A 19,364-nucleotide genomic window follows, 5' to 3' on the forward strand; every position below is an offset into this window, starting at 1 on the left:
ATGGAGTTTAAATATGGCAAGACCTGTAGAATATGATTTAAATAATGTACTTGATAATGCAATGGAGCTTTTTTGGCAAAAAGGATATGAAAATGTATCAATGGCTGAATTAGTTGAGCATACAAGTTTAAATAGAAGAACTATGTATTCTTTATTCAAAGATAAAGAAGGTATTTTCAAAGATTCACTTGATAATTACTATTTAAAAAGATCCTCAAAGATTATTACACTTTTAAAAGATAATCCAGGAAAAAAAGGTATAGAACTTTTTTTAACAAACTTCTCTTTTCATGATAAGTTTAAAGGATGTTTATTTAATAACTGCATGGGAAAAGGTGAGTTTATGAATGATGATGCTTTTGAAATCCCAAAAAGCTATTTTGAAAGTTTACGTTTACAAATAGAAAAAAACTTGGAAGCGGCAAAAGAAGATGGTGACTTTACTGGTGATGTTAAAACTATGGCACTTACAATTATGACTATTATTCATGGTTTTAATATTTATGGGAAATATAATCACTCTAAAGAAGAGGGCGAAAGTATTATGAGAAATATTTTAAATATGATTAAATAGCTTTAAATTATGATTTAATCCATAATGCAATTTTACGAAAGAATTTAAAACAATTATATACTATGTTACCAAGAAATTTATTTGTAAAAATGAATTTCTGTAAAGAATAAAAAACTCCATCATATTTACAAATACTTATAAGCATTTCAACTGCACTTACTCCTTGGTAGCATTTATTTTCAAAGATAAGTATTACTCCATCATCGAGAATTATGTCTTTTTTATATTTTTTCCAAGACAAATCAATTCTTGCATCATATATAGTTAAATCAAAACATTTTTTAAGTTTTAAAAAATCTGCATATCTATTGCAAAATGGACACTCTCCATCATAATATAAAAAAACTTTGTTCATTTTAACTCCCATTTAATTTTAAATAAATACCTTTGGTAACCATCGTTTTAAAAAATCATCTCTTGAGTATTTAATAGCACCTAAATCAAACTTATATTGCATATAAGGATGTCCTAAATTCCAAAAAACGTAGTTTTCTTTTTCTAAATACTTTGCTAAAAGAACTAGTTGTAATTTTCCATAATTATTGTATTTCTTTTCTTTTGAACTAAAACCTGTAAGAGAAGTATATGTATCATAAATCTTGTAGCCAATTTCTGCAGCTATTAATTCATCTGTTTGCTTATCTATAATTTCTACACTCATAATAGTAAAATCAGGAAGAGAGTCATCTTTTTGCCTAAGTTCAAGTAATAGTTTATGATAATCACCTATTAACCAATTTGGATTATGATACTGATCAATTTTCTCTAATACTTCATCAAATCTTGTATTGATTTGAAATTTATAATTATCTTTCTTTAGTAGTTTTTCTACTTTTTTACTTATATGCAAATTTTCAAAATCTAAAAGAGCATATTCAAACTGTAGTTCAGGAAGTAAGTAAAGTTTATCTTCATATATAGTTGTAGTTGAGATAAAACCACAGCGTGCAAGATGAATATAAAACTCTTTTGAGAAGTCATCACTAAAATAGTAATTTGTATTTTCATTAGAATAAATATCATTAAAAAGTATATCTGTATCTATTATATTTTCATATGTTAAATAGTAAATTGTATTATCAAGGCTCATAAAAAGGATTTTAGCATATATTACGTTTCATTTAATTATAATAATCAATAATTGCAATAAATGTAAGGCTTTTTTTGAACACACTAATTACAAATAATCAATCTACGAACTTTTATAATCATCTTGAAGAATCGCTTCTTAAATGTAATAGTTTTATATTTAACGTGGCTTTTATAAACTTCTCAGGACTTCAACTCTTACTTGATACTTTAAAAACTTTAGAACAAAAAGGTGTAAAGGGTAGAGTTTTAACATCTACTTATTTAAATTTTACAGAAGTCAAAGCCTTAGAAAAAATAAAAGAGTTTAAAAATATTGAATTAAAAATCTATGATAGTAGCAAAACAAATATAGGCTTTCATTCAAAGGCTTATATCTTTGAACTAGATAGTAGTTATGAGTTGTTATTAGGCTCTTCAAATATAACAGCAAGTGCTTTTAAAACAAATATTGAATGGAATATAAAAACAATATCAAAAAAAGATGATGTGTTTTTAACTGAAGTAGTAAATGAGTTTAATATTTTATGGGAAAATTCTTATTTTGTAAATGAACAGTTTTTAAAAGAGTATAAAGAGTTTAAACAAACTCTAGAAAAAAAAGCTTTTAACAATACTTTTAATTTTGAAAAATTAAATATAAACTATATGCAAGAAGAGGCTCTTTTAAATTTAGAGAGTTTAAGAGAAAATGGACAAAGAAAAGCTTTAGTAATTGCAGCAACTGGAACAGGAAAAACATATCTTAGTGCTTTCGATGTAAAAAAGGCAAGACCCAAAAGAGTTCTTTTTTTAGTTCATAGAGAAAATATTTTAATAAAAGCAAAGCAGAGTTTTGAAAGTATCGTTGATTCTTCTTTTACTTGTGGTTTATACACAGGAAATAAAAAAGAGCTAAATAAAAAGTATTTATTCTCTACTATTCAGACTATGAGTTTAGACTTTTTAAAGTTTGAAAGAAAAGAGTTTGATTATATAATAGTAGATGAAGCACATCATGCAGTTTCTCCTTCATATAAGCGTGTTCTAGAGTACTTTGATACAAAGTTCTTACTTGGCCTTACTGCAACATCAAATCGCATGGATGGTAGCTCTATTTATAAAGTTTTTGATAACAATATAGCTTGTGATATTAGATTAAATGATGCTTTGGAAAATAAACTTGTAGTACCTTTTCATTATTATGGAATTACTGATATTAGTAGCATTGATTATTCAAGTCTTGATATGACAAAGATTGAAGAGATTACTAAAGTTTTAAAAGTGAACCAAAGAGTTGAATATATAATTGAAAAGATGAATTTTTACTCGTATTGTGAAAATGATGATAACTGTGGAAATAAAAGAAAAGTACTTGCATTTTGTGTATCAAAAGATCACTGTATCTATATGAGTGAGCAGTTTAATAAAGCAGGTATAAATTCTACATATCTTATAAGTAATAACACTATATCTCAAAGAGAAGAAGCTATAAAAAATCTTGAAGATGAGACAAATACTTTAGAAGTAATCTTTACAGTTGATATTTTTAATGAAGGAATTGATATCCCTTCAATAAATACAGTTCTAATGCTTCGTCCTACTTCCTCTCCAATTATCTTTACTCAACAACTAGGTCGCGGTTTACGTAAATATAAGGGTAAAGAGTTTCTAACAGTTTTAGATTTTATTGGTAACCATAATAAAGCATATTTAATAGCACTTGCTCTTATTGGAAATAAAGCAATTGATAAAGAGAGTATAAAAATATCTTTAAAGAATAATTTTGCAAATATGCAAAATGTATTTATCAAAATGGATGAGATTTCAAAACAAAGAATATTAGAACAAATTGATAAAGAAAACTTTAATCATTTAAAATATTTAAAAGAACAGTATTTTGAGTTTAAATCTATTTTAGGAAATAGAAGACCAAAATTAGTAGATTTCCTACAGTATGAAGATTTACTAACGCCATTAAATTTTATAAGTGATTCAAAGTCTTATATAGAGTTTTTATCTAAGGTTGAAAGAGATGAAGAGATTAATACTTTTTGTAAAGATGAGGTATTTACAAAAGCGATTAGATTTATAGAGTATTTACTTCCTGTAAAAAGAGTTTATGAGTTTGTTGTTTTAAGATATTTACTTTCAAATGATTATATAGATGAAGAAATTGCATTTGTAAATTTAAAAAAATATTTAAATAAAATCAATAGAGATATAATACTTCATAGTTTTAATTTTTTAAATCAAGACTATTTTGATAAAGCGCAAGTTAGCAGATATTTAAAACTTGTGGAGTTTAAAGATGACAAATTAGTAAAATCAATAGAGTTTGAATCCTTAGTTGAAAATAAAGAGTATAAAAAAATATTTGAAGATAGTTTAGATTATGGGATTATGCACTATGAAAAAGAGTTTGGAAGAGAAGATTATTCCCTACCATTTTTAAAATTATATACTAAATACAATATGTTAAATATCGCACAACTTTGTAATTTTAATAAAATACATTCTTCTTTTAGAGGAAGTGGATTTTTAAAGTATAAAGATGATTTCTTCTTATTTATAAATCTAGAAAAAGTGAAGTTCTCTAAATCTTCATATTATGATAATACTTTTTTATCAAAAGATACTTTTACATATCAAAGTAAGCCAAGTACTTCACAAGATAGTATTGATGGAGCTAAACTTATAAACAATAAAAAGTTAAATGTAAAACTACATATTTTTGTAAGAAAATTTGTACTAGTTGATAAAAAGACTCAAGGCTTTATTTATTTAGGTCTTGCAAATACTATTAAATATGAAGGAAATAAACCTATAAGCGTTCATCTAAAACTAGAAATTGCTTTAGATGATAAACTTTATGAAGAGTTTACAAAAATAGTTTAATAAAATATATTTTGTAAATACTATAAAAAAACACCATTTACAAAATAGTATTTAAGAGTATAAAAAGTACAAATAAGAACAAAAAGTGTATTAAAAATCAGTGAATACTTTAATGTATAATCAAGACTTTTATTTATAAGTAGTTTTAATACTGCATGTGCAAAAGCAAAAAATACACCTAAAAATAATGATCCCCAAATAAAATATCCAATATAAAAGTACTCATGTTGTAACATACAAAATGGACACTGATGAGTTGGAAGTTGATATACATAAGTGCCAAAAAAGTATGTAACGGCATAATATGCAATGTAAATAAATAAAATATTTACAATAATATTTAAATACGGATTTTTTTGAATATTTACAAAAATACTTAAAAAATATAATAAATAAAATAAAACTAAAAGCATAGGAATATTTAGATTAAATGGTATTTGTCCTCCTGTTGAACTTGCACCAAAAATTACAGAACAACAAAGTACTGGTTCTTGCGTAGAGATATTTGTTAAGTATAATATATCAACTGTTGTTTCAATAATTACAAGTAAAAAGATTAGAATAAAAAAATAAAACTTTTTCTTTGTATATGGATATGTTTTTTCTTTTAAATCTAGTGTATTTAAAATCATCCAAATACCTATAAAAAATAGAAGAACAACTTTAAAAGTTAAAAGAGGTTGTCCATACTCATTTGCACCAATAACTCCCGCTGCACACATAGCACCAGGTACTATATGCGATAAAATATCTATACTATATGCAAAATAGGGCATTAAAAATATTTTTATAAGCATTGTAAAACTAATTATTAGTATTACTAAATATGAACGTTTCTCAAGTTTATATTGTTCTTGAGTAGTCTTTGTATAATCCCAGTTTTTTATAATAGAAAGTGAATAAAAAAAAGAGATAGTAAGAAGTGATAAAAGTATTATTTGAGTAAACAAAAATACAATTATTTCATTTGATAAAAGTACATTATTCACGTAATTTTTCCATCCTTTATATTTATAGTATTATCAACAAAATCAAGATTATCAAAAATTGGATCATGTGTTGCTATTATAATTGTTTTATTAAGCTTTTTTAAGTTTCTCATAACTTCAATAAATTTTAATGAATTATCATTATCTAAATTAGCTGTTGGTTCATCACAAAGAATAATATCAGGATTATTAACTAAAGCTCTTGCTATTGCTGTTCTTTGTTTTTCTCCACCTGAAAGGTTTGATACAGTTTCATGTTTTTTATGTTCAATATTTGCAAGAGTTAAAGCAGTTAGAACTTTTTGATTAATTTCTTTTTGACTAAGACCTAAAGGAACTAAAGGAATCGAAACATTTTCTTCAACAGTTAATTCATTAAATAGATTATAAGATTGGAAAATAAATCCTAAATTCTTTGCTCTAAAAGCTGAACTATGTAAGTCAGGTAATTTTGCAATACTATCATTATTTATAATTACATCCCCAGATGAGGGTTTTGATAAAGCACCTAAAATAGAAAGTAAAGTAGACTTTCCACTTCCACTAACACCTTTTAATATAACACATGAAGAAGTTTGAATTTCTATATTTATATCTTTTAAAGCTTTGAACTCTTTTTTTGTATTTTGATTAAATACTTTATTTAAATTATTTACTTTTATCATTTCATACTCTCACTTGGCTCAATTACTGCAATTTTCCATGTAGGGATTAAAACAGCAGAAATAAAAGGAATTATAAAAAATAAAAACAGTGTTGTAATAGTTGAAAAATCAATATTTGGTGAAAATGAAACACTATTCTCTAAGTTTCCAAAACCTAAAAAGATATTACTTAATATGGGAGCATCTAAAAAGAAAACAAAAATATAAGCAATAATAACACCAATTAGAAAAGAAATAAAAGCAATGATAAAAGTTTCCCAAATCTTTAGTCTTATTACATCTTTTATACTCCAACCAACAGCTCTTAAAATACCAATTTCTTTTCTATCACTTGAACTAATCATCGTATATCTTTGGTAAAGAATTAAAACAAAAGTTATCATAACAATAATAAATAAAATCAAGAAAATACCACCTTTATAGTTATATAGATTTTCATAGGCTTTTTTAATATCCTCTTTTTGAATAACTCTTATATCTAGGTGTTTTAAAATAAGTTCTATTTTGATATTGGAATGTTCTAATTCATTTGGTATATTTAAAACTATATCAGTGGATTCATCTTCATTTATATTTAAAATCTCTTTAGCAAGAGAAATATCCATAATAATTAAATCATTTGCAATTATATTTGCATCTTTAGGTAAGGCTTTAAAAATTGATACTTCTTTTAATTCTCTATTATATAATTTAAATGAGTAATCATTAAAATAGTGAAATTCTTTGAGTACTTCTTTTACTCCATTTCCTATAATCATTGAATCTTTTTCTAAGAAATTCTCAATATCTAGTATTTTTAAAAGCTCTTTTATATTTTTATTAGTTGATTCTTCAAATAAATCAATACCTACAATTGTAAAATATTTTTCTGAAGGTTCAAAGAAATATTGTCCATAAACTCTTTGTTGGATATTTGAAATACCATTTATCTCTCTAAAATCTTCAATCCATGAGTTAGGTGTATTTACTATTTTACCTGATTTTATTCTTTGAACTACAAAATCGCTTTGTGCATCTAGAGTATTAAAGACTTCTTTTTGAACTGATGATGATATAAAAAGTATTGAAGATATTAAAAATACAATTAAAATTGATATTAAAGAAATTGCTATATGTTTTGATTTATGCTTATAAATCAATAAAAATAAAAAGTTTAAAAAAGTACTAGTTTTCATATACGAAATCCAAATAATTTATTTTTCTTTGTCCAGGATAAGTAATATGAGAAAAATCTTCATATACTCTAATCCTTGGCTCATATTCTGAAGTAGAAAGTGATATTCCAGGAATCTTTATAAGAGTTGAAATACTTTTTGTGAATAAATTACTTTTCTTTTCAAAATTAGCATGAATAAAAATAAAGAAAATTAATAAAGAAAATAATGATAATATTGTTAATAAAAAGTTTTTACTTAAAGTAGTGATTTAAAGCTCCTATAATTTATTAGTCATTTTATCTTTATAACATTAATAAAGTGTTAAATTTTTAGTTTTTATTACTCTTGAAGAATAAAACTTTTCTGTTTAGAAGTACCTAAAAATAGTGACTTGTAAAGCTCTTATATTATATATATAATAAAAAGTATATAATTATATATATAACTAAGGAGAACTTTAATGCCCAATAGACAACAGATTAGTGAATTAAAAGAGACATTAATCCAAAGACAAGAGACAATTCTAAAAAATATAAATGGAAGTAGAGATAATATTGATCAACTAAAAGATCAAGACATTAAAGATGATCTAGATTATGCGGAAGTAATAAGTGATTCATTTACAGAAGGTATGATAGCTAATCATCAATTAGCTGAGTTAAAACAGATTGAAGAAGCAATTAAGAAAATTGAAGATGGTTCTTATGGAACTTGTTCAATGTGTGGTATTACTATTCCTATTGGTAGATTAAAAGCTAAGCCATTTGCTAAGTTTTGTACAGAGTGTAGAGAAGTTTTTGAAAAAGAACAAGCTAAAAAACATTAGTAGTTAAAGATAGTATAAAATAAAATACTATTAGGTCTTATCCTAATAGTATTTTCTAGAAGATTATGGAAGTGTTATTACTCTTGAGTCAGTATATATTTTATTTCCAATAACGATTAATCTTTCTTCATTATCAAAATCAAAATTATAAACTTTATCATTTGTAAAATCATCATTTATATTTATAATAAATTCTTGTGATTCAATTGCATATAATGAATTTGTAAATGCAAGTGCATGAATTTTTGAGTACTTGAATTTTTTACTATGTATCTCTTCTAATGCTAGATTTAATTGAACTAGTCTTCCATCAATAGTTGCAATATAAACATTTTCTTTATTTACAATAATATCTCTAATCTCATAATCTTTTGAAAGAATATTTTTTGTAGATATTGTTACGATTTTATTTGCAGTTGCTGCAATTAAAGTTTGTTTATCTTCAATTACCTTTAAAAATATAATATTATTGAATTCATTGTCTAAGTCAACAGATATATTTTTTACAGATTCATTTGTTTTTGTTGATATAATAATAATCTTTCCATTTAATGTAGGGAAAAGAACTAAATTTCCCATAAAGTGTGGATTTGCAATTCTTGTATCATTTGCTAGAGATATTGATAAATATTCTTTAAAAAGTGTCTTCTTCGTTTCAATATCAAATAGTTCAATAGAATTATTTGAATAAACTAATGCAAGTTTATTATCTTTTAAAGAAGCAGCAACTACGATATTCTCTACTTTTAACTCTTCATTACCAATTAATAATGTATCTTTATAGTTAGTTGCAAGAATTTTTCCTGTATTACTAACATTTAAAAAATCAAAATTTTCAGGAAGTTTAAAGTCAGAAATTCCATCTCTTGTAAGAATCGTACCGTCTTCTAAAGTTGCACCATCTCTATTCATGGATTTTATAGAAGAAGATAAAGTTGACTCATCTACTTTTAAAGTACTTTTTACATTTTCTGGCTCAAAATACTTTTTACTTCCACATCCTGTTATTAAAAATAATGTAGCTAATAAAATTAAAAAGTGCTTCATAATATTCCTTTATTTTGTAAGTAAATAGTGTTCTAATAATGTAGATAATTCAGAGGCTTTTGATGACTTTTGGATTAGTGTAAGTGCAACTTTTGCCTCTTTATATTTTCCTTCATTAGCTAAAAGTAATGCTTTGTTAAATATTGCAAACTCTTTAAGTAAAAAATCACTTTTCATAGATAATTCATTTAACTTTGCAACATCATTACTTATTAATGCTTTTTGATATTCTGATAATTCTTTTAAATAAGGAATGTTTGTTTCAGGATAATTACCATCTTTTTTAGCTTGTAAATACATAGCTACTTCATAAAGTTTATTATTTGTTTCTTTTAAAGTATCTAGTGCTTGGGTATCTTTTGGATTGGCAATTACTTTGTCAAATGCAATATTTGATGCTGTTTTATTTCTTTCATTATTATAACTATTAATACCTATAGCAATTGCTGCAATTATTCCAATTGAAACAAGACCTATAATTAAAGCTTTATATCTTTTATAAAAGCTCTCAACTTTTACAACGCTTTCTAGGAATTTTTCTTCACTATTTAGCTCATCTTTAACAAAATCAACATTTTCTTTCATACTCATATTTATAAACCTTTTTTAAAACTAGATGATATAGTACAAAAAAGTTTATAAAACCTTACTTTTATAAACTTTTTTGTATAATTTATCTTTATAAATTTAAAAGGTTATATACATATGAAGAAATTATTAGTAGCAATATCTCTTGGATTATTATTCTCTCAATCTATCGTTGCAGATGAAGAAAACGAAGAGAAATCGAGATTTGAGTCATTATCAAAATTAACAAAAGTAATCGGTACAGTTGAAAAATACTATGTTGATGATATAAAATTAGAAGAAATTGTAAACAAAGCACTTAAAGGGCTTATGCAAGAATTAGATGCTCATTCAACTTTTTTAGATGCTAAATCTTCAAAAGAGATGAATATTCAAACAAAGGGTGAGTTTGGTGGTTTAGGAATCACTGTTGGAATGAGAGATGGTGCTTTAACTGTTATTTCTCCAATTGATGATACTCCAGCTTTTAAAGCAGGAATAAAATCTTCTGATATTATTTTAAAAATCGATGAAACATCAACTTTAAATATGACTTTGGATGAAGCTGTTTCCCTAATGAGAGGAAAACCAAAAACTGATATTTTATTAACAGTTGTTCGAAAATCGGAAAATAAACCCGTTAAAATTAAAATTACAAGAGATATTATTAAAATTCAATCAGTATTTTCAAAAACATTTGAAAATGAAAATTTATTATACTTAAGAGTTTCAAGTTTTGATAGAAAAGTAGTTGATGGTTTAGAAAAAGCTATCAAAGATAATCCAGATGTAAAAGGTTTAGTTCTTGATTTAAGAAATAATCCAGGTGGTTTACTTTCACAAGCAATTGGAGTAGTTGATCTATTCGTTGATAGAGGTGTTATTGTATCTCAAAAAGGTAGAGATGAGGAAGACGAAGAAAAATTTGAAGCAACAAGTTCTAACACTGCTTCAAGACTTCCTATGGTTGTTTTAATAAATGGTGGTTCAGCCTCTGCCTCTGAAATTGTTTCAGGAGCATTACAAGATCATAAAAGAGCTATTTTAATTGGTGAAAAAACATTTGGTAAAGGTTCAGTTCAAGCCATTTTACCTATTACAAAAGATAGAAAAGAGACTATAAAACTTACAATTGCAAAGTATTATTTACCAAGTGGTAGAACAATTCAAGCAGTAGGTGTTACCCCTGATATTATTGCCTTTTCAGGAAAAGCTACACAAGGTGAAGATTCTGAGTTTAAAATAAAAGAAGCAGATCTAAAAAAACATCTTGAAGGTGAATTAGAAAAAGTAGATGAAAAAGTAAAAAAAGAACAAGAAGAAAATAAAGAAGATAATAAGATTATTACTAAAGAAGATGTTTTAAATGATAATCAACTAAATACTTCAATTGGTATTTTAAAAAGTCTTATAATTATAAATGAATAACAGGAGAATAAATGAAAATTAGTGATATTGTTGCATTGGGGCTTTGGCCAGAATCAAAGAAAACAACATCAAAAAAAGGTATAGATGAACTTGAAGAATTAGGATATAACCTTTTTTATATTGGGAAAAATGCAGATTTATATACTTGTCCAGGTGAAGATCGAAAGGTTTTATTAGTAAGAAGTGATAGATGTTCAGTTTTTGATATTCCTTTAAATTTAGAAATTGAAGGTAAGGGTGTGTCTCAAACTGCAATTTCAAATAATGGTGCACTATTTGCAAAAAAATCTGGCATTAGAACTGCAATATTATCTGAAAAGATTGACCAAAGCTTAAGCATCGCTCCTAGATGTCAACTAATGGAATTATGTAAACCTTTGGAAGCTGAAATTGATGGTGAGCTTGTACAGTTTGAATTTATTTTTAGAAACTATTTAACAGGTTCATTATTTGATGCTTGTCAAAATGGAAGTGATCCTTATGGTTTAGATTTATCTTCTGATTTAAAACAATGGCATAAATTTGAAACTCCGTTATTTACTCCAACTACTAAGGGTATTAAAGATGTACCTTTAAACTCTAAAATTGTTAGAGAAAAATTTCCAGAAATCATTTCTAGTATGGAAAAATTATTTAAAGACTTTACAAAATTTGCATATGATAATGGAATTGTAGTTGTTGATACAAAATTTGAAATATTTATTGATGAATCTGGACAATGGGTTTTAGGGGATGAAGTTTTAACACCTGAAAGTTCAAGATTTATTGCACGAGAAGATTTTGAGAATGCAAATTATATTTCTATGGATAAACAAATTTTAAGAAATTTCGGTAAAGAAAATAACTGGAAAGAAAAATCAAAAGATTTAAAAGGCGGTGAAAAGTTAGAAGTAAATGTACCTGATTCTATTAAGAATACAATTTTAAATGGGTATACTACTATTCTAAATAGCTTAAGTAAGTAGCTTAAAAATAGATGTAGTCATAAATATAGAGTGTTTTTTTCTAAACTACCTAAAGGTAATTTTAGATATAATCGCAAAAATATAAATTGAAGGGAATAAATGAAAGCAATTGTAAATGTAGCATTAAAGCAAGGCGTATTAGACGATCAAGGTAAAGCAACTCATCATGCTTTAGATACTTTAGGATTCAAAGAAGTAGTAAAAGACGTAAGAATTGGTAAACAAATTATTATTGAATTAAACTCTTCAAATGAAACTGAAGCTAAAGAAGAAGTTGTAAAAATGTGTGAAAAACTTCTTGCTAATACTGTTATTGAAGATTACGATATCGAAATAGTAGGTTAATATGAAAGTTTCAGTATTACAATTTCCAGGAACAAATTGTGAGTATGATACACAATATGCTTTTGAACAATTAGGTGCAGACGTAGAAATTGTTTGGCACAAAGAAAAGAATATTCCAAAAGATACAGACCTTTTAGTAATTCCTGGTGGATTTTCGTATGGTGATTACTTAAGATCAGGCGCAATTGCTAGATTTGCAAATATCATGGATTCAGTTCAAGCGTATGCAGCTAGTGGTGGTAAAATTTTAGGAATTTGTAATGGATTCCAAATTTTATTAGAAGCTGGTTTATTACCAGGAGCTATGAAGAGAAATGATTCTTTACATTTTATTTCTAAATTTCACAATTTAAAAGTTATTGATAATAATAATACATTTTTATCACTACTTAAAAAAGATGAAGTTGTTAATGTTCCAGTTGCTCATCATGATGGTAATTATTTCATTGATGCAAAAGGTTTAAAACAATTAGAAGAGAATGGTCAAATATTATTAAAATATTGTAATGAAGATGGAACTACAAGAAATTTAAATGGTTCTGTTTCTAATATTGCAGGTATTTGTAATAAAGAAAAAAATATTTTTGGTTTAATGCCTCATCCAGAAAGAGCAATGGAAAATTTGCTTGGTGGTGATGATGGAGTAAGAATGCTTAAGGGTTTTTTACAATAAAGATATAGCTTTGGCTATATCCTTATTCTGAAAAAGCTAATTATGAAAAAAATATTATCTCTAATAATTTTAGCAAATATTTTATTATCAATAAACTTATTTGCTGCAAAAAACTTATATGTATCATATAAGGAAATTCCAAAACAAGTTTATAAAAATCAAAAGTTTGAAGTAACTATAAAAGCTCTAGTAACAACGAAAAACTTTGATTATATTACAACATCTTTTTCAAATGCAAGAAATATAAAAGTACTTAATCCAAATAGTAAGTGGGTAAATACATCTGGTGCAAATTATGAAAATAAGTTCTTTTTCAAAGCTGATAAGGGAAGTTTTAGATTACCAACTTTTTCTAATAAATTAGTAAAAGATGGAAATATTATTGAAGTATCAAATCTATCTTCACGAAGTATTGCTTATTCAGATATTGCAAAAGGTGATGAAAGATTTTCTAATGTAATTGCAAAAGATTTTAAACTAAAAGCATATAAAACCAAACAATATAATAATAAAGAATCATTAACAATAATTGATGTAGATGCAATCAATTCTAATCTTGAAGATTTCTCAATTTTTGGAATAGAAGAACAAGGTACTTCTAAACTAAATGATAATTATCCTAACCAGAATATGATTTATTATGTAGTTATGCCAATTCACAAGAAAAAACTTCAGTTTACTTATTATAATACTACTAGTAAAAGTTTTATAACTATTACTGTTCCATTGATTCTACAAAATGAATTAGTAAGCACTCAAACAGATTTAAATCCAAATGATTCGAATTTTGAAAAGTATAAAAAAATTGCAGTTGTTGTATTATTGGGCCTTTTTATATTACTTTATATTTGGAAAAGAAATAGAATATATTTAGGAATTTCTGTTATTCTATTAATTATTACTATTATATATTTAATGCCTAATAAAACTGGAGTTGTAAAAAAAGACTCTTATATTTATATTTTACCAACAAAAAATTCTACTATATTTTTTAAACTTGAAAATCAAGAAAAAGTTGAAGTGCTAAATGAGAAAAAAGAGTTTATTAAAGTAATGGGAATTGATAAAAAGTTTATTGGTTGGATTAAGGAAGAAAATTTTGGCAAGAATTAGAGGAATAATACTTTTCATACAGTTTTCAATTACAGTTGCTATTACAGTACTTGCAATGTATTTGTTTAGGAATCATACTCATAAAGTAATAAAAATTTGGATGAAAATACAAATGAAACTTTTAGGTATAAAATTACAAACACAAGGTACCTTAGATGAATCTTGTGATTTAGTTCTTATGAACCATCAATCTTTACTTGATATTATTGTAATGGAACATATTCACAATAGAGATTTAGCATGGGTTGCAAAAAAAGAGATATCTGATTTATTCTTTTTTGGACATATTATAAAAGCTCCTCGCATGATTTCAATTGATAGAGAAAATAAAGCAGGAATAATGCATTTATTTAAAGAAGTAAAAGATAGATTAGAAAAAGGTCGACCAATTGCAATGTTTCCTGAAGGAACAAGATCAGATGGGACAAAAATGCTTAAGTTCAAAGCTGGTGCTAAAATGGTTGCAAATAAATATAAATTAAGAGTTCAACCTGTTCTAATTTTTAATACTAGAAATATTGTAGATTCAAAAAAACTTGAAGCTAGTCCTGGTGTAGTTAAAGTAATATATTTAGATCCAATTCAAGCAGATAAATCAACATCATGGTTTGAAGATACTGAAGAAAAAATGAAAACTCTTTTTGAAGAAGAAATAAAAAAGTATGACTCTTAGTTGGCAAACTATTTTAGCAATTGGTGCTGGAGGCTTTCTAGGAGCAATTGCTAGAGCATATAGTGTTCATTTCTCTAATAAATATATTCCTTTAGATTTTCCTATGGGAGTTTTACTTGTAAATATAATAGGTTCTTTTATAATAGGAATTTTATTTGCATATTTTACTCATTTTACAGTTTCCGATACTCTAAAAGCATTTTTAACTACAGGCTTTTTAGGTGCACTTACTACATATTCAACTTTTGCAATTGAGTCATATTTATTATTCGGAACATCTATATACTTAGCAATTACAAATATGGTATTAAATTTATTTGGAACAATTCTAGCTGCTGGTTCTGGTTATAAAATTATCAATTTTCTTTTAAAATAAAGTACAAAAAATTTTAAGCATTAAAAAGTTATAATAAGTCCAAATTAACATAAGGATTAGTCATGGGTATGCCAGGCGGAATGGAATGGATATTAATAGCATTAGTAGTATTACTACTATTTGGAGGTAAAAAAATACCTGAATTAGCTAAAGGTCTTGGTTCTGGAATCAAAAACTTCAAAAAAGCTGTAAAAGACGATGAAGAAGCTGAAGTTGCTGACAAAAAAAATGATGAAATCGAAAAAAAATCTGAAACTGAAACTAAAGTAGATGATAAAAACGAAACTAAAACAGTATAAGAGTAAATATTGCAAAATTTAGTAAAAGAATATATTGAAAAGATATTAGAGGCAAGTGTTGTTCTAGAAAAACCAAAAGATGTTTCTTTTGGTCATTATGCAACGCCTGTAGCATTTTCACTTGCAAAAGAGTTAAGAAAATCACCAATGATTATTGCTGAGGAATTAGCTTCAAAATTTGATGATCCAAAGATATTTGAAAAAGTTGAAGCTGTAAAAGGTTTTATAAATTTTAAATTATCTGCAACTTTTTTACAAGAGTTAGTTGACAAATCGCTTGAAAGTGAAAGTGAATTTGCAAAAGAAGAAAAAAAAGATAAAAAGATTCTTTTAGAATATGTTTCAGCAAATCCAACTGGTCCATTGCATATAGGTCATGCACGTGGCGCAATTCAAGGTGATACAATTGCTAGAGTTGGAAGACATTTAGGTTTTGATATTACAACTGAATACTATGTAAATGATGCAGGTGCTCAAATGGATATGCTAGGGCTTTCAATTTCACTAGCTGCTAGAGAGTTTATTTTTAAAGAAGAGGTTGAATATCCAGAGACTTACTATAGAGGTGAATATTTAGAACAAATTGCACCACTTGTAATAGAAAAATTTGGGAAAGATGCTTTAAGAGATGAATCTAGATATAAAGAAATTGCATTTTTTGCAAAAGATTTAGTAATGGATATTATTACAAGTGATCTAAAAGATTTAGGTATTGAATTTGATACTTTTGTATCTGAAAAATCTCTATATTCTGCTTGGGATGAAACTAGAAAAGTATTAGAAGATAATGATTCACTTTATACTAAAGATGATAAAGTATGGATTCGTTCAACTAATATTGGTGATGATGTTGATAGAGTAGTTGTAAGAGATAATGGAATTCCAACATATCTTGCAGGTGATATTATTTACCATAAAAATAAATATGACAGAGGCTTTGACGAATATATAAATATTTGGGGAGCTGATCACCATGGCTATATTAAAAGAGTTAAAGCTGCAATTGAGTTTTTAGGAAATGATTCTTCTAAACTTGAAGTACTTTTATCTCAAATGGTTTCACTTTTAAAAGGTGGAGAACCATATAAAATGTCTAAGCGTGCTGGTAATGTAATCTTAATGTCTGATATAACAAATGAAATTGGTTCAGATGCTTTAAGATTTGTATTTTTAACTAAAAAAAGTGATACACATTTAGAGTTTGATTTAGATAGATTAACTAATCAAGATAGCTCAAATCCTATTTTTTATATTAATTATGCTCATGCTAGAATTAATCAAGTATTTAAAAAAGCGGAATTAACTTTTGAAGATATTAAAGATGAAAGTTTTGAGAATTTAAATCAAGATGGTTTAAATTTAATTTATGAATCTTTATTATTAGGTTCAGTTTTAAATGAAGCTTTTGAAAAAAGAGAAATGCAAAAAATCACTGAATATTTAACTTCATTAGCAGCTTCTATACATAAGTTCTACAATGATTATAAAGTTGTAGGAAGTGATGAACAAAATATGTACCTAAAAGCTCTTAGTATGGCTGCATTAAGTATTAGAGTTGGTTTAAGTTTATTAGGAATTAAAGCTAAGGATAAAATGTAATGAAATGGTTTATAATTATTTTAACAATTGCTGTTGCTATTGCAATTTTTACAGGTAATATGGGTGGAGCTAAAGATGCTGCAGGTAATTATAATAAAATAATGAGACAAGGGCAATAGAATTTTTAAATTCTATGCTCTTGAGTCTAATTGAGATAAGAAATCTTCTAAAGAGTACTTCTTTCTATAATCTTCACTCATTAAGTGAATAAACATATCTCCTAAATCTATAACAGTCCAATTATCATCTTCATTTACTCTTAAGAATTCTTCACCAAGTGGCTTTAATTCTTCTTTTAAGTAGTTTAATAATGCAAAACCGTGTTTTGAGTTTAAAGTAGTTGCAATTACAACATAATCAACAATATAATCTTTTGATGTTAAATCAATAACATCAATATTTTCTGCTTTTTTTTCATCTAAAAGCGTTTTAATAGTTTCTAATCTATTCAAGAATTAACCTTTTTCTTTTCTTTGAAGATTTATTATATCTTCTTTTATTTGTATTGGTATAAAATCTAAATCAATTTTATCTCTTAACATTGTAGAACTGATATTAATATCGATTTTTAGGTTCTTAAACTTAAAAAAATCATTATTAATAAAACCATCTCTTGAAGCAACAACAAAATGAACTAAGGATTTTAATTCATCAATTGAGTCCCATTTATCTAAATCTTTTACATTATCTGCACCAATAATCAAATATATTTTTGATGGATTATATAAATTTTTTAAATATTTGATAGTTTCAATGGAGTAAACTGCTCTATTTTGTTTTATCTCATAATCACTAATATCCACTTTAGGATTATTTGAAAAAACTTTTTTTAAAAGTTTTTCTCTGATTCTTGGCTCTAAATGAAAGCTATTTTTAAAAGGATTTAAATATGTAGGAACTACAACTATTTTATCAATATCTAGTTTTTCTATTGCTTGATTTACAATTGCTTCATGAGCTATATGTATGGGGTCAAAACTACCACCAAATACTGCAAGTTGCACTTAATTCATACCTTTGTTATATACTTAAATAATATTATAGCAATTTTTCGATAAAATATCTACAATTAAGATTTACACAAGGGAAAAATATGGCTATTAAAGTTGCAATTAATGGATTAGGAAGAATTGGAAGATGTGTAGCACGTATAGTTGCTAATAGAGAAGATGTTGAATTAGTAGCAGTAAATGCTAGTGGTAGTGAAGAAATGATTCAATACAATCTTAAGTTTGATACAGTACATGGAAATAGACAAGATATTAAAGTTGAAGATGGTTATGTTTATATTGCCAATGATAAAGCTAAACTATTAAGTGAACGTGACCCTGCAAAATTAGATTTTGCATCTTATGGTGCTGATGTAGTTTTAGAATGTACTGGTGCATTTTTAACAATGGATTCAGTTCAAGCTTATATAGATAATGGAATTAAAAAAGTTGTAATGAGTGCTCCTGCTAAAGATGATACTCCAACTTTTGTAATGGGTGCTAATGAAAAAACATATGCTGGTCAAGCTATTGTTTCAAATGCATCTTGTACTACTAATGGTTTAGCTCCTGTTGCTAAACTTTTAGATGATGAATATGGAATTGAAAAAGGATTAATGACTACAATCCATTCTTATACTTCATCTCAACCAATTTTAGATGCAAAAGATAAAAAAGATCCAAGAAAAGGAAGAGCGGGTGCAACTAATTTAATTCCTGCATCAACTGGAGCTGCAAAAGCTATTGGTAAAGTTATGCCACACTTAAATGGAAAATTAAATGGTCAAGCAATTAGAGTACCAACTCCAAATGTTTCTTTAGTTGATTTAACAGTAACACTTAAAAAAGATACAACATTAGAAGAACTTCAAACTGCATTTACAAAAGCATCAGAAGGATACTTAAAAGGTATTTTAGGTGTAGATACTGAGGGAAGAGTAAGTTCTGATTTTAATGGTGAAGAATTATCAAGTGTAGTTCCATTAGATACTATTCAAGTAATTGAAGGAAATATGGTAAAAGTTTTAGCATGGTACGATAATGAGTGGGGTTACTCGACAAGACTTGTAGACATGGGTGTACACGTAGTAAATAATTAATTTTAAATAAAGG

22 protein-coding genes are annotated in these 19,364 nt (G+C 26.1%); 13 read left to right on the forward strand and 9 right to left on the reverse strand.

All coding sequences use genetic code 11. From position 1 onward, the window contains the following. Positions 1-13: 13 nt before the first annotated feature. Positions 14-574, forward strand: a complete 561-nt coding sequence (locus KO488_RS07045) for a TetR/AcrR family transcriptional regulator (RefSeq protein WP_216058081.1) — start codon at positions 14-16, stop codon at positions 572-574. A 7-nt stretch (positions 575-581) separates the two neighbouring features. On the opposite strand, the gene KO488_RS07050 is transcribed toward KO488_RS07045, so the two are convergent. Together KO488_RS07050 and KO488_RS07055 are read right to left on the reverse strand one after the other, a co-directional pair. Beyond that, on the reverse strand, positions 582-929 hold the full coding sequence (locus KO488_RS07050; protein WP_216058082.1) for a DCC1-like thiol-disulfide oxidoreductase family protein: 348 nt from the start codon (positions 927-929) through the stop codon (positions 582-584). 18 nt (positions 930-947) lie between these two features. Then, on the reverse strand, positions 948-1,664 hold the full coding sequence (locus KO488_RS07055) for a hypothetical protein (protein ID WP_216058083.1): 717 nt from the start codon (positions 1,662-1,664) through the stop codon (positions 948-950). A gap of 74 nt (positions 1,665-1,738) precedes the next feature. Here KO488_RS07055 and KO488_RS07060 point away from each other — a divergent pair, with 74 nt between their 5' ends. Next, positions 1,739-4,540: a DEAD/DEAH box helicase gene (locus KO488_RS07060; RefSeq protein WP_216058084.1), complete on the forward strand. Its 2,802-nt coding sequence runs from the start codon at positions 1,739-1,741 to the stop codon at positions 4,538-4,540. Between the two features lie 20 nt (positions 4,541-4,560). On the opposite strand, the gene KO488_RS07065 is transcribed toward KO488_RS07060, so the two are convergent. From KO488_RS07065 to KO488_RS07075, 3 genes are read right to left on the reverse strand one after another with little or no spacing between them, the layout of a single operon-like run. Further along, positions 4,561-5,529 (reverse strand): hypothetical protein, encoded by a 969-nt coding sequence (locus KO488_RS07065; RefSeq protein ID WP_216058085.1) that lies wholly within the window; start codon positions 5,527-5,529, stop codon positions 4,561-4,563. Next, on the reverse strand, positions 5,526-6,194 hold the full coding sequence (locus KO488_RS07070) for an ABC transporter ATP-binding protein (protein WP_216058086.1): 669 nt from the start codon (positions 6,192-6,194) through the stop codon (positions 5,526-5,528). The genes KO488_RS07065 and KO488_RS07070 overlap by 4 nt, the downstream gene beginning before the upstream one ends. Continuing rightward, the gene (locus KO488_RS07075; protein WP_216058087.1) at positions 6,191-7,369 is read right to left on the reverse strand and encodes an ABC transporter permease; all 1,179 of its coding nucleotides are present in this window, start codon (positions 7,367-7,369) and stop codon (positions 6,191-6,193) included. The genes KO488_RS07070 and KO488_RS07075 overlap by 4 nt, the downstream gene beginning before the upstream one ends. Positions 7,370-7,811: 442 nt before the next feature. Here KO488_RS07075 and dksA point away from each other — a divergent pair, with 442 nt between their 5' ends. Continuing rightward, complete coding sequence (gene dksA, locus KO488_RS07080; protein WP_216058088.1) at positions 7,812-8,177, forward strand: RNA polymerase-binding protein DksA; 366 nt, start codon at positions 7,812-7,814, stop codon at positions 8,175-8,177. A gap of 63 nt (positions 8,178-8,240) precedes the next feature. On the opposite strand, the gene KO488_RS07085 is transcribed toward dksA, so the two are convergent. Both KO488_RS07085 and KO488_RS07090 read right to left on the reverse strand, forming a co-directional pair. After that, the gene (locus KO488_RS07085) at positions 8,241-9,224 is read right to left on the reverse strand and encodes a hypothetical protein (RefSeq protein WP_216058089.1); all 984 of its coding nucleotides are present in this window, start codon (positions 9,222-9,224) and stop codon (positions 8,241-8,243) included. 9 nt (positions 9,225-9,233) lie between these two features. Further along, positions 9,234-9,815 carry a hypothetical protein gene (locus tag KO488_RS07090; protein ID WP_216058090.1) on the reverse strand — a complete coding sequence of 194 codons (582 nt, stop codon included), beginning with the start codon at positions 9,813-9,815 and terminating at the stop codon, positions 9,234-9,236. A gap of 114 nt (positions 9,816-9,929) precedes the next feature. On the opposite strand from KO488_RS07090, the gene KO488_RS07095 reads away from it, so the two are divergent. The 9 genes from KO488_RS07095 (at position 9,930) to argS (ending at position 17,262) form a co-directional block, all read left to right on the forward strand. Continuing rightward, on the forward strand, positions 9,930-11,219 hold the full coding sequence (locus tag KO488_RS07095; protein ID WP_216058091.1) for a S41 family peptidase: 1,290 nt from the start codon (positions 9,930-9,932) through the stop codon (positions 11,217-11,219). An 11-nt stretch (positions 11,220-11,230) separates the two neighbouring features. Then, a complete protein-coding gene (locus KO488_RS07100) occupies positions 11,231-12,184 on the forward strand; it encodes a phosphoribosylaminoimidazolesuccinocarboxamide synthase (RefSeq protein ID WP_216058092.1) in 954 nt (317 codons plus the stop codon). A gap of 99 nt (positions 12,185-12,283) precedes the next feature. Further along, positions 12,284-12,529, forward strand: a complete 246-nt coding sequence (gene purS, locus KO488_RS07105) for a phosphoribosylformylglycinamidine synthase subunit PurS (protein WP_216058093.1) — start codon at positions 12,284-12,286, stop codon at positions 12,527-12,529. 1 nt (position 12,530) lies between these two features. After that, the gene (gene purQ / locus KO488_RS07110) at positions 12,531-13,202 is read left to right on the forward strand and encodes a phosphoribosylformylglycinamidine synthase I (protein WP_216058094.1); all 672 of its coding nucleotides are present in this window, start codon (positions 12,531-12,533) and stop codon (positions 13,200-13,202) included. A gap of 42 nt (positions 13,203-13,244) precedes the next feature. Then, a complete protein-coding gene (locus KO488_RS07115; RefSeq protein WP_216058095.1) occupies positions 13,245-14,315 on the forward strand; it encodes a hypothetical protein in 1,071 nt (356 codons plus the stop codon). Next, complete coding sequence (locus tag KO488_RS07120; protein WP_216058096.1) at positions 14,302-14,988, forward strand: lysophospholipid acyltransferase family protein; 687 nt, start codon at positions 14,302-14,304, stop codon at positions 14,986-14,988. Before KO488_RS07115 ends, KO488_RS07120 begins: the two co-directional genes overlap by 14 nt. Next, positions 14,978-15,364 carry a fluoride efflux transporter FluC gene (locus KO488_RS07125; protein WP_216058097.1) on the forward strand — a complete coding sequence of 129 codons (387 nt, stop codon included), beginning with the start codon at positions 14,978-14,980 and terminating at the stop codon, positions 15,362-15,364. Before KO488_RS07120 ends, KO488_RS07125 begins: the two co-directional genes overlap by 11 nt. 62 nt (positions 15,365-15,426) lie before the next feature. Further along, positions 15,427-15,663, forward strand: a complete 237-nt coding sequence (gene tatA / locus KO488_RS07130; RefSeq protein WP_216058098.1) for a twin-arginine translocase TatA/TatE family subunit — start codon at positions 15,427-15,429, stop codon at positions 15,661-15,663. A gap of 9 nt (positions 15,664-15,672) precedes the next feature. After that, positions 15,673-17,262, forward strand: coding sequence for an arginine--tRNA ligase (argS, locus tag KO488_RS07135; RefSeq protein WP_216058099.1), 1,590 nt, complete (start codon positions 15,673-15,675; stop codon positions 17,260-17,262). A 131-nt stretch (positions 17,263-17,393) separates the two neighbouring features. On the opposite strand, the gene rsfS is transcribed toward argS, so the two are convergent. After that, positions 17,394-17,714 carry a ribosome silencing factor gene (gene rsfS, locus KO488_RS07140; RefSeq protein ID WP_216058100.1) on the reverse strand — a complete coding sequence of 107 codons (321 nt, stop codon included), beginning with the start codon at positions 17,712-17,714 and terminating at the stop codon, positions 17,394-17,396. A 3-nt stretch (positions 17,715-17,717) separates the two neighbouring features. After that, positions 17,718-18,266 carry a nicotinate (nicotinamide) nucleotide adenylyltransferase gene (gene nadD / locus KO488_RS07145; RefSeq protein WP_216058101.1) on the reverse strand — a complete coding sequence of 183 codons (549 nt, stop codon included), beginning with the start codon at positions 18,264-18,266 and terminating at the stop codon, positions 17,718-17,720. Positions 18,267-18,355: 89 nt separating this feature from the next. Here nadD and gap point away from each other — a divergent pair, with 89 nt between their 5' ends. Further along, positions 18,356-19,351, forward strand: a complete 996-nt coding sequence (gap, locus tag KO488_RS07150) for a type I glyceraldehyde-3-phosphate dehydrogenase (RefSeq protein ID WP_216058102.1) — start codon at positions 18,356-18,358, stop codon at positions 19,349-19,351. Positions 19,352-19,364 lie beyond the last annotated feature (13 nt).

The organism is Poseidonibacter lekithochrous, assembly GCF_018861145.1.
Taxonomy (GTDB): domain Bacteria; phylum Campylobacterota; class Campylobacteria; order Campylobacterales; family Arcobacteraceae; genus Poseidonibacter; species Poseidonibacter lekithochrous_A.